Annotated in this window: 13 protein-coding genes; 6 read left to right on the top strand and 7 right to left on the bottom strand. The window is 49.4% G+C overall.

Annotation, left to right across the window (positions count from 1 at the left end):
* Positions 1-140 precede the first annotated feature (140 nt).
* The 7 genes from BN3772_RS09815 to BN3772_RS09785 form a co-directional block, all read right to left on the bottom strand.
* Positions 141-1,214, bottom strand: a complete 1,074-nt coding sequence (locus BN3772_RS09815; protein ID WP_042199133.1) for a Gfo/Idh/MocA family oxidoreductase — start codon at positions 1,212-1,214, stop codon at positions 141-143.
* Positions 1,215-1,235: 21 nt separating this feature from the next.
* Entirely contained in the window at positions 1,236-2,048 is an 813-nt protein-coding gene (locus BN3772_RS09810) for an undecaprenyl-diphosphate phosphatase (RefSeq protein ID WP_042199132.1), read from the bottom strand.
* Positions 2,049-2,080: 32 nt separating this feature from the next.
* Positions 2,081-2,674, bottom strand: a complete 594-nt coding sequence (locus tag BN3772_RS09805) for a DedA family protein (RefSeq protein ID WP_042199131.1) — start codon at positions 2,672-2,674, stop codon at positions 2,081-2,083.
* A 241-nt stretch (positions 2,675-2,915) separates the two neighbouring features.
* A complete protein-coding gene (locus BN3772_RS09800; protein WP_042199130.1) occupies positions 2,916-3,224 on the bottom strand; it encodes a PTS sugar transporter subunit IIB in 309 nt (102 codons plus the stop codon).
* A 22-nt stretch (positions 3,225-3,246) separates the two neighbouring features.
* Positions 3,247-3,561, bottom strand: a complete 315-nt coding sequence (locus BN3772_RS09795) for a PTS lactose/cellobiose transporter subunit IIA (protein ID WP_280114383.1) — start codon at positions 3,559-3,561, stop codon at positions 3,247-3,249.
* Positions 3,562-3,640: 79 nt separating this feature from the next.
* Positions 3,641-5,581: a BglG family transcription antiterminator gene (locus BN3772_RS09790; RefSeq protein ID WP_042199129.1), complete on the bottom strand. Its 1,941-nt coding sequence runs from the start codon at positions 5,579-5,581 to the stop codon at positions 3,641-3,643.
* Between the two features lie 29 nt (positions 5,582-5,610).
* A complete protein-coding gene (locus BN3772_RS09785; protein WP_042199128.1) occupies positions 5,611-6,729 on the bottom strand; it encodes a GntR family transcriptional regulator in 1,119 nt (372 codons plus the stop codon).
* Positions 6,730-6,922: 193 nt separating this feature from the next.
* On the opposite strand from BN3772_RS09785, the gene BN3772_RS09780 reads away from it, so the two are divergent.
* The 6 genes from BN3772_RS09780 (at position 6,923) to BN3772_RS09755 (ending at position 15,051) form a co-directional block, all read left to right on the top strand.
* Complete coding sequence (locus tag BN3772_RS09780) at positions 6,923-8,161, top strand: glycoside hydrolase family 125 protein (RefSeq protein WP_042199143.1); 1,239 nt, start codon at positions 6,923-6,925, stop codon at positions 8,159-8,161.
* Positions 8,162-8,182: 21 nt separating this feature from the next.
* Positions 8,183-9,472 (top strand): PTS cellobiose transporter subunit IIC, encoded by a 1,290-nt coding sequence (gene celB / locus BN3772_RS09775; RefSeq protein ID WP_042199127.1) that lies wholly within the window; start codon positions 8,183-8,185, stop codon positions 9,470-9,472.
* Positions 9,469-10,395, top strand: a complete 927-nt coding sequence (locus BN3772_RS09770; protein WP_042199126.1) for a DUF7916 family protein — start codon at positions 9,469-9,471, stop codon at positions 10,393-10,395. The genes celB and BN3772_RS09770 overlap by 4 nt, the downstream gene beginning before the upstream one ends.
* Positions 10,396-10,678: 283 nt before the next feature.
* Positions 10,679-12,952, top strand: a complete 2,274-nt coding sequence (locus tag BN3772_RS09765) for an AraC family transcriptional regulator (protein ID WP_042199125.1) — start codon at positions 10,679-10,681, stop codon at positions 12,950-12,952.
* Between the two features lie 230 nt (positions 12,953-13,182).
* Positions 13,183-14,136, top strand: coding sequence for an ABC transporter permease (locus BN3772_RS09760; protein ID WP_042173920.1), 954 nt, complete (start codon positions 13,183-13,185; stop codon positions 14,134-14,136).
* A 15-nt stretch (positions 14,137-14,151) separates the two neighbouring features.
* Positions 14,152-15,051 carry a carbohydrate ABC transporter permease gene (locus tag BN3772_RS09755; protein WP_042173921.1) on the top strand — a complete coding sequence of 300 codons (900 nt, stop codon included), beginning with the start codon at positions 14,152-14,154 and terminating at the stop codon, positions 15,049-15,051.
* Positions 15,052-15,109: the final 58 nt, after the last annotated feature.

Raw genomic sequence — 15,109 nt, 5'->3', positions numbered from 1 at the left:
CGTAGGTGGCCCAATCGGCGGAATGAGAGTCAAAAGTGCCTCTGAATCCAGCACGGGTAGCCCGATCTGCCAAAGGAGAGTCAAAAGTGCCTCTCCTTTCCGGCCCGGAGGCGTGCTCCAGGCAAATCAATATTTGTCCCTTACTTATCAGCTTCCAGCTCATTCCCCACAGTTACATTATTCCCCGATGCAATAGCCTCATCGACTGCGAACGCCAGCCGCACATCCGTCAAGGCATCCGCTAACGCATAGGAGGACACTCCCGTATGCAGGAAGTCAGCCATATTCAGCAGCGCCTGTCCGATCCCAATTTCTTCATCAGAAAGCGGGGCAGCGGCAAAAGGGTTGCGGAACAGGCTATGTCCGCCTGCCCGCAGCTCTCGCAGACCCAGGCTGTCCAGACTGCCCTCCTGACCGCTTTGAATCCGCATAATATTCAGGTACTCCGTCTCATCAGGACTCAGCCGGCGGATAATCTCATTATCGCGGATTTCCCCGTGTGACCCGCGGATCAGGATGCGGTTTGAACGCAGCGGTGAAAAGTACTGTGAGCGGGTGAAGTCAAGTACGGCACTCTGGCCGGTGGGGAAGACCATGATCGCAATATCCTGCTGCTCCGTCTTCAGGCTATCCTCTGCTGCACGCCCCCGGTAGGAGAAGTCCATAATTGGCAGCTCAACCCGGCGGGCTGTAATGTCACAGGCTGTGCCCGTGACGGAGAGCCACCTGCGGATCAGGCTGATGCCGTGATAGCCATGGGCCACAGAGACTTGAACATGCCCGATCTGCCCCAGCCCGCCTGTTCCGATATAGGCGGTTCTCGCCTGATGATGCGGCAGCAGCGGATATTGCTCGGCCACCTGAATCTGCGGGCTGCTCAAGGCAAGAGAGCGCAGCAGCTCATATTCAGCCGGAGTAGAGGCAGTAGGTGTTTCAGCCAGCACAGGTATGTTCAAAGCCGCCAGCTCCAGAAGCAGCGGCGCAGCCGCTGTTTTGGACACCGCCAGCACCACAAAATCACTATCTGCCGCAAGGCGTTCCACCGAGCTATGCACGGTGAGATTCCACTTAGTGATCAGCAGCTGGTATTTGGCAGGATTACGAATCATTACACCGCTTACCTGAAACTGCTGCGGAAGCAGCTCAGCCAGCTTGAGATACATCTCCGCCCGCCAGCCGCTGCCGATGATGCCGAAACGGATAGGTCTGTTCATCGTTAACGCTCACCTTTCTGCCTAGAGAAAAATCAGTAAGAGTGTACCGACCGCAAAGCAATAGTACGAAAAGTAGATCAGATTGCCTTTGGCCATAATGCCGATGAACCAGCGCATCGCATAATAGGTGGCCACAAGCGTTGTAAGGAACGCGATGACGTAGGGGATAGCCAGCTGCGCCCGGTTCGGATCGTTCGCAATATCAGAGGCTCCCAGAATCAGGCCGCCGATGCTGATTGGAATATAGAGCATAAAGGAAAATTTCAGAGCCGTCTCCTGCTTCATACCAACCGCAATGGAGGCAATAACCGTCGAGCCTGAACGGCTAATCCCGGGAATCAGGGCTACCGCCTGAGCCAGTCCGACAATAAGGGCATCTCTCATGGTAAGGTTGCCGTCCCTTTTTTGTCCCCGGAGATTACGGATCAGCCACAGGGCAACCCCTGTAACCAGTAAGCTGATAGAGACAGTATGTACTGAAGTAAATACCCGCTCTATAGTGTCCTTGAACAGCACTGCAGCAACGGCAGCCGGGATTGTACCGATAACAATGTAAAGGCAGAACATGAAATCAGCCTTATGCTCTGCACGGCGCGTCTGCAGGTAACGGTAAGCACCTGTAATTAACGATTTGATATCATTGCGGAAAATAAACATGATAGCGATCAGCGAAGCCGTATTGGTCAAGATTTCAAACGACAGCCCGTTTTGTTTCATCCCCAGCAGACGCTGCGCGATAATCAGGTGTCCGCTCGAAGAGACGGGGATCGGCTCTGTTACCCCCTGAACGATCCCGAGCAGCAGATACTTTAGCCAGGTTAATAAGTTTTCCATGTGTTCCTCCTGAATTACGGATTGTTAATGCTCTATGCCTGCCTGTTTCTGTACCGCTTTAAAAGGACGTAGCATCCGAAGCACAAAATGAAGACTGCTGCTGTCGGAATGATGTAAGGCTTGATAATCTCGTCCACATGCTCCCATTGAGCCCCCAGCTTATATCCCAGGTAAACGTACAGTGAAGTAATAGGCAGCATAGCCAAAAAAGTATAGATACTGAATTTTAACACATTCATCTTAGCCATACCGCATGGTACGGAAATTAAGGTTCTAACCCCGGGGATAAAACGTCCGTAAAAAGCAACGCCACTGCCGTATTTCTCAAAAAAACGGTCGGACGCCACTAAATGATGGGGACGGATGAAAATATACTTGCCGTATCTTTCAATAAAGGGTCTCCCGCCGAACCGGCCGATCGCATACAACGTTAAAGGACCAAAGGTTCCTCCGACTGTGCCCGCCAGAATCGTTAAAACCAGCTTCATGTCCCCGAGATAAACCCAATAGCCCGCCAGCGGCAGGACGAGCTCAGCAGGTACAAATTCAAAGGACAAGGCAATGACTATACCGGCATACGACAAATCTTTGAAGAACAGGATGAATTCTGTGATCCATTGTGTCATGTTGTTTCCTCCAAGCGCCTGATCATTTTTTTTAGGGAATAATAGTTTGATTTACTCTCTTCTAAAGCAAAGCTTAACAATTGCCAGGGGGGCTTGTCAAAACTAAAATGGAAATTCAGAATCATAGCATGAAAATATTGCCGGTGAACAGCGTTCATTTCATCAGAAAAAAGGAGCAGTGCTGTAGCACTACCCCTTCTATACAGAGCTTGCCGTTTGGCAAATGCAACTCTGCTTATCTTTAATTTGCTGCCAGCTCCAGCGCTCTGGCCAGTACCTTTTCACCGTTCATTCTGCCATAATCGATCGTGTTAATGACATCAACCTTAATGCCTTTGGGAACATAGCGCTGCTCATAATCCTTTCTCATGTATGCAACCTGCGGCCCGAGCATCAGCACATCGATACCGTCCGTGATGTTCGCCAGCGCTTCACCGGCTGTAGCCTGGATACTTACCTCCTGGCTGGAAGCCTCTGCAGCCTCCTGCATTTTTTTAACCATAAGACTGGTAGACATTCCTGCCGAGCATACAAGCACTATTCTGATCATGTATTTAGATCCCCTTTCTTCATTAGTTAGTTTGCGGTAAGCGTTCGTACAGACTGATAAACTCCTTGGCCATATCCTTCACCGTCATTGCATTCATGAGATGGTCCTGGGCGTGGATCATCAGCAGGGTAATGTCCTGTCTGGTCCCGCCGGCTTCCTCCTGAATTAGCTGGGTTTGAATTTTATGCGCACTTCTTATTTCGGTGGCCGCAGCATCGAGCAGCTCGCCTGCACTCACCATCTCATTTTGTTTGGCGAGCATCAGCGCTTCCATAGCTTTGCTGCGGGCGCTGCCGGACATCGCAATCAGGGTCATGATTTTTTCCAGATAATCCAATGTAGTAACCTCCGGTATTAAGTTTAGATCGTACCCTAATGAAGTATTCACTATCAGTATAGTTAATGTTTAAAGGAATCTAAACCGAATGTTTTTCCGTTTGGTTGCGGAAAAAAATATTGGATATCTCCTGAAAGGAATCCGCCGAGGTCAACTGCTGTACAAGCTCATAGCTTTCAGTCACCTGTATCAGTATATTGTACATCCCTGTCAGGTCCTGCTTTTTTTTGCCTGAAACACAGAGCAGGCAGACAAATTGTACCCGTTTGTTTCCCCACAATACCGGTTTTTGTAACGTGCAGATGACCCAGAAGGTCTCCAGCGTCTGCGGGATCAACGGGTGCGGAATGGCCGTGAGGTTACCATAGGCTGTAGAAGAGACAGCTTCCCGCTGCTTTACCAATTCAAGGAAGTTGGCTCCTGCCAGCTGTAATCCGGTCAGTTTTGAGCACAGAAAGGCTAATATTTCATCTCTTGAATCTAAGCTTTGCTTAAGAAAGGTCAGCTCCGGGCGGATAAAGGGGGCAACGGTGCTGTTCATGCTGAGCATGTGGCTATTTATACTGTGCCAATCCCCTTCATTTAGAAGCGGGTGAACCACGATAACCGGAATACCCGGGTTAAGGGCCAGAGGTACCGTGCTGATGATAAAATCAATCTGATCAAGCGGTGCCATACTCAGGTTATAGGAGCCGAAGGTACCGAGTACTTCCAGCCGGGAGCCTGTCAGCTTACTGAGCTTTTGGTACAGCAATTGGGCACTGCCCAGGCCCGAGCTGCAGACAATGATACATTTCTTCTGCAAGCCCCTCCCCTTGATACGTTCCAATGCTGCACCGATATGGAGCGCGATGTAAGCAATCTCATGCTCAGATATGGGCAGCCCGGTTTGCTTTTCAAGCAATGCCGCTCCGATAATCCCTGCCTGAAAAGCAAGCGGATACGCAGACTTAATCGATTCTAGCATCGGATTCTTAATCATCATATCCATGCGGATCCGGTTCAGCGCAGGCTTGAGATGCATCCCCAGACTCCAGATCAGCTCCGTATCGGCATGGATGCCCAGCCCTAATGCTTCTTCCATTTCATCAATCATGTCCCGGGCATACGTGTAGTATTCTTTGTCCATAGCCTCGACAGCCCGGCCTATGTCATTGCCTGCAGCGGGCAGCCTTTCTGTTCCCAGCAGAAGCATGGTCAGATAGGCCGTTTCTGCAGGGGGAAAGGTTATACCGTCCAGCTCCAGCCTACTTGTCAGGTCGAGTACGGCTACTGCCTCCTGTGTATGCTCCAAAGCTGAGAAACCGTCCGGCAGTCCGGAAATCTGATGTCCTTCCCGGATGCGTTTGGCTGCAATTAGAATATGGACGACAAGGCTGTTGAGTCCGGTATCGGAAAAAGCCAGGTCATACCTCCGCATGCTGGAGATGACCAGATTGCGGAGTTGAGTGACTTCCTCCGCCGTAAACAGTCCGTTTGTGCCCGGGGAAGTCGTACCCGCGTCGTTAACGAACGGCTTAAACGCCTCGAACATGCAAAGCCGCAGCGGAAACTCCCGGCCGCTTATTTGCAGGCCGTAGTTCGGCCTTTTCTGAAGTTCGAGCCCGTGTGTGCCAATCGCAGCCTTTACATCCTTCAAATCGTTCTGAATGGTTGAGGTACTAACATACAGCAGGTCTGCCAGCTCTTCGGTTTTGAGGTAGCCCTTTGCAAGCAGCAGCGTTCTGATTATATAAGTAGTCCTGTCAGCAGGTGAAACAAACGATCCGGGCGGAGCGCCGGTGATCTGCTGCCGGCTCCAGCCGTCAAATAAGAACGGATCGGAAATCCGCAGCTCATACCCGGCCCCTCTTACGGTATGAACCTGTGCGCCATTACGGGTCAGCATATCATTCAGGAGTTTAATATCATTACGCACGGTCCGCGAAGTAACCCTGGTCTCCCCGGCAAGCCATTCCCCTGTAACCGGATTTTCCGCATGAATCAAATAGCTTAGGATGGTTGCAAGTCTTGGATACATACGGCGGCCTCCCCCGAAATAGTCAGCACTTATTCAGTAAGCTTACTGACTGTCTGGTTGTCCAAAAAGTGTGTACTGATGATGACTTCTTTGGAATCGAACTGTTTGGAGCTGATCAGCTGAATCAGCAGGTCCGCTGCATTTACAGCGATATCCTTCTGGTTCTGGATGATCCGGGAATAGGAAGGAGACAGGAAATTATCCGGCGGGCCGTCAAAGCCGAGCAGGCTGTAATCCTCCGGGATTTTTCGGCCGGCCCGTTCCAGGGCATTCCAGAGCATCTGACCACTGAGGTAATCAAGCGCAAAGAAACAGGTAATCTCCGGCTTCTCCTTAATTTTCTGATAGATCTTCTGATAATCCGTTTCCAGGCCCTGCACATCTGTAAGGTTCCAGTAGGAGGTTTCAAGATCCAGCAGCCATAGCTGGGTATCAAGCAGCACCTGTTTGCTCATATACGCTTCTTTAATGCCGTCGATTCTGTCGTTGATGGAGGAATTATTCACATTAGTATGAGAAATAACGCAGATTTTAGTGTGGCCTGAGGTTAACAGCTGACTTGTTATCCGGGTGGCAACCTCTTTATTGTTGCTGCCGACATAAGGGACGGACAAGCCGGCAAGCTTGCGGTCCATTAATACGACCGGGAAATTGCTCAGCGTAACCTTGAGCAGGGCGGGGTTATGGAATTCCGCCTGAACCGGAAGAATAATGATTCCTTCCACACCTAGGGTGATTAGCTCATCGAGATACTCCGTCTCCCGCTCCTGGGATTCGTTAGAAATCTTCAAAATACAATGATACCCCTTCTGATTCAGCTCGCTAATGATAGTCCGGAGCAGTTCTGTACCGTAGCTGTCTGAAAAACCGGCCAGAATAAGGCCGATCAGCCTGGAGCTCCGCGCTTCGGCCGGGGCCGTAGGCTGTGCGGCAAGCTCGCTGACAAAGCTCCCCTTTCCCGAGACACGGTTAATCCAGCCTTCTTCGGCCATTAGGTTCATCGCATTTTTGGCTGTCAGCCTGCTGACCTCAAAGAGATCCATCAGCTCTTTTTCAGTAGGAATCTGTTCACCGGGCTTATATTTGCCATTTTGGATGTCTTCTTTGATTTGCTGGTAGATTTTTTGATACAACGGTTTTTTTCTCAAAATGGGAGGATCTCCTTTTCAATAAAATGATATATATATTATATCATTTATAATCGTTGTTGACAAAGAGTGATTTTAAAATGTAGTATAAAGGTACTAAATATATTATAAAAGGATATAGAAATATTAAAAGGAGTGGAAAAAGGTTATTAAACATCAGGCGATGGACGGAATAAGTGAGCTGTTGACGTTAATGGATGAAAAAACCCGTGCTATTGGAAAGGAAAGCTGGGGGAGCCAGTTCCGGAACTGTTTTTCTGACACACTGTTGAGAACGCTTAACATTCAGGAAGACGGATCGGTATATCTGGTTACCGGAGATATTCCGGCGATGTGGCTAAGAGATTCTACTGCGCAGATCCAGCCGTATCTGGTGCTTGCCCAAACCAATGAGATCTTTCAGACCTTGCTGGCTGGGCTTGTGCAAAAGCAGTGCGATTACATCCTGATTGACCCTTATGCGAATGCTTTTAACGAAGCACCGAACGGGCAAGGTCATCAGACGGATAAGACGGCAATGTCACCCTGGGTCTGGGAACGCAAATATGAGGTCGATTCCTTATGTTATCCCGTAAAGCTTGCTTATCTGCTGTTTGAGCAGACCGGGTATACAGGGCATTTCAATGAAAGCTTTTTGCAGGCAGCCAAAGAGATTGTGCGGGTCTTCAGGCAGGAGCAGCATCATGAAAGCTCGGATTATTCCTTTGAACGGTTCGGGGCACGGCCGGAGGATACACTGACAAATGACGGCCGGGGTACGCCGGTCGGATATACGGGAATGACCTGGTCGGGCTTCCGTCCAAGTGATGATGCCTGCCGCTACGGGTATCTGATTCCGGCGAATATGTTCGCAGTTGTCATTCTGACGCATCTGGAAGAGCTCGTTTCCCGCTTTTATCAGGAGGAGGTATTCGTTCAGGAGATTAGCCGGCTGCGTGATGAGATCCGCTCAGGTATTGAACAGTACGGAATTGTACAGGATGAGCAGACCGGCAAAAAAATGTACGCCTATGAAGTGGACGGTCTGGGCAATTACACGCTGATGGATGATGCCAATGTTCCCAGCCTGCTATCAGCCCCCTACCTGGGTTATTGCAGTAAAGAGGATGAGCTGTATGTGAATACCCGGGAATTTCTTCTAAGCCCTAGGAATCCGTATTACTATACCGGAAGCGTAGCGTCGGGAATTGGCAGCTCACATACACCGGATCAGTACATCTGGCCGATTGCCTTGAGTATTCAAGGGCTGACTGCAACAGCCAAGGATGAGAAAGCACGAATTCTGGATATTGTGTCAGGAACAACGGCGGGTACGATGCAGTGCCATGAGAGCTTTGATGTGAATGATGAGAGCCGGTACACCCGTGAGTGGTTCTCGTGGTCCAATATGATGTTTTGCCAGCTGCTGCTGGATTATCTGGATATTAGATAAATTATTTATGGGGGTTATATCATGAGCAAGGTGCAAACATTTCTGGAAGAACGGATTGCTCCGTTTGCCGGGAGAATCGGACAAGTCAAACAGCTGGTAGCTATTCGTGACGGTATATCCTATATCATGCCGCTCATTATTATCGGGTCAATTGCCCTTATTCTAAACAGCTTGCCGATTGAGGCTGCATGGTATCAGAATTTCATGAATGAAGGCGGATGGGCGGAGCGCCTGGGACTCATTGTTAACGGGACATTCGGTCTGATCGGGCTCCTGGCTGCCTTTACTATTGCTTACTCGCTCGCGAATCAATATTCTTTAGATGGGATGTCCGTCGGTATTTTATCGTTGTCCGCATATATGCTCAGCACCCCTAATATTTTTACAGCCGAGAATGCAGCGGGTATTCCGCTTGCTCTAATGGGAAGCAAGGGCTTGTTTGTGGCTATTGTAATTGCGATTATCTCCACCGAAATCTTCAGATTTGTCATTAAAAAGAATCTTGTCATTACCCTGCCGGACGGGGTTCCGCCTGCTGTCGGCCGATCGTTCACCGCACTGATTCCGGGTTTCTTCATTATAGTGTTCTTCGCTGCGATCAGCTGGATTCTCACAGCAACAGGAATCGGAAGCCTGCATGATCTGGTGCAGACTGTTCTGGGCAAGCCGCTGAGCATGCTGGGCGGTACGATCTTCGGCGCTATCATTTATGATCTGCTGATTAGCGTGTTCTGGCTGACCGGGATACACGGCGGCAACATTATGGGCGGTATCATGAACCCAATCTGGATGCAGAAAATGGATGAGAACCGTCTGGCTCTTCAGGCCGGGCAGGAGCTGCCTAATATTTTCACCCAGCCGTTCTTTGATGTCTTTGTTCATATGGGTGGGGCAGGTACGGTATTTGCCCTTGCTGTCTGTCTCTTTCTGTTTAGTAAAAGCCAGCAGAATAAATCCATCGGCCGCCTGAGTATTACGCCTGCAGCTTTCAATATCGGAGAACCGCTGATGTTCGGTGTGCCTGTCGTACTCAATCCAATCATGTTCATTCCGTTTATTCTGGCACCGATTGCCATGGTTGTCCTGACGTATTTTGCAATGGTGACGGGGCTTGTTCCCAAAACCAACGGTGTATCGGTACCTTGGACCATGCCGCCGCTCATTAGCGGATATCTGGCTACAAGCAGCCTGAGAGGCTCCATTATGCAGCTGGTTAACCTTGCGGTCTCAGTACTTATCTATTATCCGTTCTTTAGGGCAATGGATAAACAATTCATTCTGGAAGAAAAGAAAGGGGAGGGCCAGGCATGACCAAGCGATTATTAAACTGTGATGCCAGTGATCTGCTTGCAATGAGCAGAGAAGAGCTGAAGCTGGCTATTTACGCGAGTGAAGGAAGAACGGTGCTTGCGGAAACGGCAGTCATCAAGGAGCCGATCATAGACGGCATAACTAACGGGGAAATTGCCAAATTTGCAGGAGCGGACCTGCTGCTGCTTAACGCCTTTGATGTTGAGCATCCTGGAATCAGCGGAATAGATCCGGCAGACAAGCAGCCGGTCAGAACGCTCAGGAAGCTGACCGGACGTCCGGTTGGCGCAAATCTGGAGCCGGTAGATGATAGTGCGGCAACGATGGATGAAAAAGAACAAATTGGAGCTGGCAGAAAAGCTAATGCGGCTACCTTTGCAAAGGCCAACGAGTTAGGACTGGATTTTATTTGCCTGACAGGCAATCCGGGTACCGGTGTTACCAATGAGGCTATTACCCATTCGATCAGAATTGCCAGAGAGGTCTTTAACGGCTTAATTATTGCCGGTAAAATGCACAGCTCCGGTATCGATGAACCCATTATTGATAAGGAGACTGTGCAGGCTTTTATTGAAGCCGGTGCCGACATTATTCTGTTTCCTGCCGTGTATACCGTGCCTAAGTTCAGGGAGGATGAGCTTTACGAACTTGTAGAAGCCGTTCATGCTTACAACCGGACTGAAGCTGATCCTGCCAGAAAAGTACTGACCTTATCAGCGATTGGAACGAGCCAGGAGAGCTCTGGTAAGGAAGTTATACAGAAGATTGCTCTGGCCTGCAAAGCTTGCGGCGTAGATATTCAGCATATCGGGGATGCCGGCTTCTCCGGCCTGGCCCTGTATCAGAATATTGATATCCTTGGGAATGCGATCCGCGGTGAGCGTCACCAGCTGCGGATGAGAGCCAAGTCCATTCTTAGATAATGTATATTCAGAAGAGCCACCTTAAGGGGTGGCTCTTTATCATTCCTGTGAACAGTAAACAAAGTTCGACATTTCCTGAGCAAATAACAGGACTGAATCCTATATTTTGTGTTATCATAGCTACAAGTGATCTCTATAAACAGATGAAATTTTCATATACGCACATGATTCCATGCATCCGATACTCTCCTGAATTTAGAAAATGATTAGCAGAGAAGCCCGTTGCATGAGGGCTTCTCTGTTTAATTTGATAACGTTTACAGAGTTAATAGGGGGACATGCAATGAAGAAAATACCGATGATGCTGCAGCTGGCCGTAATTCTATTCTGCATAATGGCCATACCGACAGCCATCCTGACGTGGTATAGCGGAGCTCAGATCATAGAAAATTCAGAGGCAGCCATCGGTGAATCTGCATTAGCAGGACTGAACGCCAACCGTAAGCTGAACGAGAATGCCCTGGCCAATCTGGCCCAGGACACGGCGCGCCTGGCTGCAGCCAACGTATTTGAACCGATCCGCGGATTCGAGACCTACAATGAGGTGAACTCCAGCTACTCTAACTACACTAAGGCCAAGTCTGTAATGAATGAGCTGCTGAACTTAAACCGGCGTGTTGACGGAGTGAGCTCTTCCTATTTTTATCTGACAGATTCTGATTATGTAATTTCTACTGATAACGCTATCACGACGCTGGAACGTTACGAGCCGATGAGCTGGACAACGGAAGCCCTTAAGGACCAGAGAGGAATCAGCGGGGTATGGGTTCCGCGCAGGCTGGCCTCTGGTGAACATGTTGTGTCCTATGTCTATCCGCTCAACCGCCTGTCCTCTCCGACAAGCGGATTGATTGTCGTCAACATGAAGGAGAGCCAGGTCGGCAAATATCTGAATACGGCGGAAGCAGAGGGCAGCAGCTCCCTGCTGCTGGGGGCAGACGGAAAAGTAATCTCGCACAGTGATAAGTCACTGCTGCTGACAGAAGGCTTCGAGCTGCCTTTTGTACAGGAAATCCTGAATCAGGCTTCGGATGAAGGCTATACATTCCGTGAGCTGGACGGTAACCGGATGGTTTACGCGTGGAGCCGGTCTGCATTATCCGGCTGGTGGAATGTCAGCTGGAGCTCAATGGATGAGCTGATGGCTGAATCACGCGAGATGCAGAGCAATATTATTTTGCTTACCGGAGCTATTATTGTGCTGGGAACGGTACTGGCAGTGGTTCTTGCAACCTGGCTGTCAAGGCCGCTCAGACAGCTGGTGAGTAATATCCGCTCCAAAAGCGGTTTGGAGATCGCCAGCAGAAACAGAAATGAGCTTGCCTTCCTGGACATGGCGTTCAAACGGATGCAGGAGGAGGAGGAAGGCCTGTTCCGGCTGCTGCAGGAGCGCGAAGAGGATACGCGCAGCTTTGCAGTTCACCGCCTGCTGCGCGGGGAGATCCCGCCGCGGATTGCTGAGGTTTTTCCGGAGGCCAACTACCGGGTGGCTGTTGTCTCCATCGACCGGTACAGGGTATATGTCGGTAATACTAATGTCGAAACCCGCAGCTACCACCGTTATCTGCTCAATACGAAATACGAAAGCCTGTTTCCGGAAGGGATAGTGGCCCATTCTGTATATCATACCGACGGCTGTATCGTCATTGTGCTGAATTTTGCTTCCGGTGAGGATGAATGCAGCAATATCCTGATTCAGCAGGCGCTGGAGTCTATCCGCGATGAATCGCTTGAGCTGCTGGAGCATACAGTCACCATTGCCGTCAGCGAGGTGGCAGATGCACCTGAAATGGTTGCCGAGCGGCTGCTTGAGGCAATGGAATTAATCAAGCAGCGGATTATCAAGGGTGCAGGGAGCATAATGTACTGGCAGGAGGAAGAAGAGCACAGCCGCAAATATTTGGATTCCGAGAACAGCGAGCGGAGGATTCTCAACTTTCTGGATGCCGGAGACCTGGATGGTATATTCAATGAGCTGGAGAATATCCGCAGCCAGATTAGCACAGAACAGCACATTTCCTACGATAATATCATGTTTATCTATCACCAGCTGATCGGCACAACGATTAAGCATCTGCGTGAGAATCATATCAGTACGGGTAGAACAGTCATGGGGAAGGGTGATATTTACAGCGTGCTGGCTGCGATGGATACACTGGATGAGCTGGAGAATTATCTGCAGGCGTTGTTCCGGGAGATTATCCAGAACCTGGACCGCGGCACCGGCGAGACCAATCACGGGGAACGGGTCATCCAATACCTGAAGGATCATTATAAAGAAGAGATTGTCCTGAAGGATATGAGCACCGAATTCGGAATCAGCTACTCCTACATGCGCAAGATCGTCTATGAGCTGACCGGGAAAAGCATGATCGACTATCTGAACCAGCTGCGGATTGATAAAGCCAAGGAGCTGCTGCTCGATACGGATCTGACAATTAAGCAGGTTGCTGCTGAGGTAGGCTATTATAATGTTCAAAGCTTTAACCGGTTCTTCCGCAAGTATGAGGGCATGCCGCCAAGCAGCTACAAAACGGCCAAGAGTAAAGGCTCCTAGGAGACGGCTCATGGCCGTTTTTCTATTGTGAATATATGTTAATGAAAACGTTTTAGCCTATCAAAAATGATCATTCACCCCTCTGAAAGCCCTTTAAAACCGCGATTCTATCAGTTTTGATGGCGAGCAGCATTACTCATTGTTTTCAAAAGCGGACAATGGGGCTAGCATAGAAGTCGAGCCGGTCAACATATCCGGTGCAGAGATGAAATGGTGCAGGAGGTGAGATTTTGAAAGTTGCAAACGCTTCAAAGACAAATCAAAATGCTCTACTAAGAAAGAATTCGCGCTTCGGTTTTTTACAGCGCGACTGGCAGCTCTACTTGCTTGTAGCGATTCCGCTGGCTTTTGTAATCGTATTCAAATACTTCCCGATGGCCGGGCTTGTAATCGCTTTTAAGGATTATAAGATCGCAAGAGGCTTCTGGGGCAGTGAGTGGGTCGGCTTCCAAATATTCCAGGATATTTTCTCCAAGCCTGATTTCACAAAAGCGATCCGCAATACACTGCTGCTCAACGTTCTTGATCTCATATTCAGCTTCACGATGCCGATCATACTGGCCCTGATGCTGAATGAAGTCAAAAGTGTCAAGTTCAAACGCATCAACCAGACCCTGCTGTATCTGCCTCACTTCTTGTCCTGGGTTATTATCGGGGCTATTGCGTATCAGCTGCTTAGTGAAGGTAACGGGGTTGTCAACAACTTGATTGAACTGATGGGCGGTAACCGGGTGCCATTCCTTCAAGAGGATACGAACTGGCTGGTCAGCTATCTGGCCATCGGGGTATGGCAGAGTATGGGCTGGGGAACAATCATCTACCTGGCTTCGATCAGCGGTATCAATCCGGAAATGTATGAAGCGGCAACGGTCGATGGGGCCGGACGCTGGAGAAAGGTATGGAATATTACCATTCCATCCATCCGTGCAACCATAGTAACGCTGCTTATCATGAATCTCGGAAAAGTTATGGAAGGCTCGTTCGAGCGCATCTGGTCATTGCAAAATAGGGCCACCACAGAGTTCACAACGACCATACCGGTGCTGGTGTATCGTTGGGGGATCGAATCCGGTAACTTCAGCCGGGCGACAGCGGTTGGATTATTCCAGTCCGTAATCGGAATAATTCTTGTAATTGCAGCTGACCGCATTGCCAAAAAACTTGGCGAAGACGGCATTTTATAGAAAGGAGAGAACCCGATGAGCGCATCAACCGGCAACGCTGCCGCACAAAGTAAAGGTCGTTTTGATATCTGGGATATTCTAATCAAATTCGTTATTATTCTATTCTCACTTGCTTGTTTATTACCGTTCCTGCATGTGTTATCGAAGTCCATGAGCGGTGACTCCTATGTCATTGCCAACCAGGTATTCCTGTGGCCGAAGGGCTTCACTCTGGACGCATACAGCAAAATTTTTGCTGATGCAAGTATTCTCCGCTCCTTGTACATTTCGGTAATTGTAACCGTAATGTTCACCGTGCTGGGGATGGTCCTGACCATCTGCGCAGCTTATCCGCTGTCCAGAGCCCAATTTAAGGGCCGCCGGGTCATCACCTTTATCTTCCTGTTCACCATGTACTTCAGTGGAGGGATTATCCCGGATTACATGAACATTAACAATCTGGGTCTGATGGATACGATCTGGTCACTGGTTCTGCCGCTATCCTTCAGTGCTTTTAACCTGCTGATTATGAAGACGTCACTGACAAGCAGTATTCCGGTGAGTCTGGAAGAATCTGCGCGGATCGACGGCGCCGGACATTTCCGGATTCTCTGGAGCATTGTGATTCCGCTCTCCAAGCCAATTATCGCTACACTGTCACTCTTCTACGCAGTTGGCCGCTGGAACGCCTATCAGGACGCTCTGTTCTATATCAAGCATGCCACTGACCTGCGTCCGCTGCAGCTCAAGCTGTATTATCTGGTTATCCAGGCCAGCGAAAGCTTCCAGCTGGAGGCCACTACAGTAACACTCAGTAATCCGGAAGTTCTTAAAGCGTCGGTCGTAGTCTTTGCTACCATACCTATTCTCTGCGTATATCCGTTTGTCCAGAAATACTTTGTTCAGGGTACGATGCTTGGCGCAGTCAAAGAGTAGTGGTGAATTCCGCTAGCAAAGCAGCAGTTATACAGTCCGAAAATTCAAAATGGGGGTA

The sequence above is a fragment of the Paenibacillus camerounensis genome, assembly GCF_000723885.1.
Lineage (GTDB): Bacteria > Bacillota > Bacilli > Paenibacillales > Paenibacillaceae > Paenibacillus_AQ > Paenibacillus_AQ camerounensis.
The sequence above is the reverse complement of the archived record's forward strand: the minus strand, read 5'-3'. Positions and strand labels throughout refer to the sequence as shown.

What these genes read in the sequence shown, in the direction of transcription:
- BN3772_RS09815 (WP_042199133.1), bottom strand. Translation starts at nt 1,214, where the DNA reads ATGAACAGACCTATCCGTTTCGGCATCATCGGCAGCGGCTGGCGGGCG.
- BN3772_RS09810 (WP_042199132.1), bottom strand. Translation starts at nt 2,048, where the DNA reads ATGGAAAACTTATTAACCTGGCTAAAGTATCTGCTGCTCGGGATCGTT.
- BN3772_RS09805 (WP_042199131.1), bottom strand. Translation starts at nt 2,674, where the DNA reads ATGACACAATGGATCACAGAATTCATCCTGTTCTTCAAAGATTTGTCG.
- BN3772_RS09800 (WP_042199130.1), bottom strand. Translation starts at nt 3,224, where the DNA reads ATGATCAGAATAGTGCTTGTATGCTCGGCAGGAATGTCTACCAGTCTT.
- BN3772_RS09790 (WP_042199129.1), bottom strand. Translation starts at nt 5,581, where the DNA reads ATGTATCCAAGACTTGCAACCATCCTAAGCTATTTGATTCATGCGGAA.
- BN3772_RS09780 (WP_042199143.1), top strand. Translation starts at nt 6,923, where the DNA reads ATGGATGAAAAAACCCGTGCTATTGGAAAGGAAAGCTGGGGGAGCCAG.
- celB (WP_042199127.1), top strand. Translation starts at nt 8,183, where the DNA reads ATGAGCAAGGTGCAAACATTTCTGGAAGAACGGATTGCTCCGTTTGCC.
- BN3772_RS09770 (WP_042199126.1), top strand. Translation starts at nt 9,469, where the DNA reads ATGACCAAGCGATTATTAAACTGTGATGCCAGTGATCTGCTTGCAATG.
- BN3772_RS09765 (WP_042199125.1), top strand. Translation starts at nt 10,679, where the DNA reads ATGAAGAAAATACCGATGATGCTGCAGCTGGCCGTAATTCTATTCTGC.
- BN3772_RS09755 (WP_042173921.1), top strand. Translation starts at nt 14,152, where the DNA reads ATGAGCGCATCAACCGGCAACGCTGCCGCACAAAGTAAAGGTCGTTTT.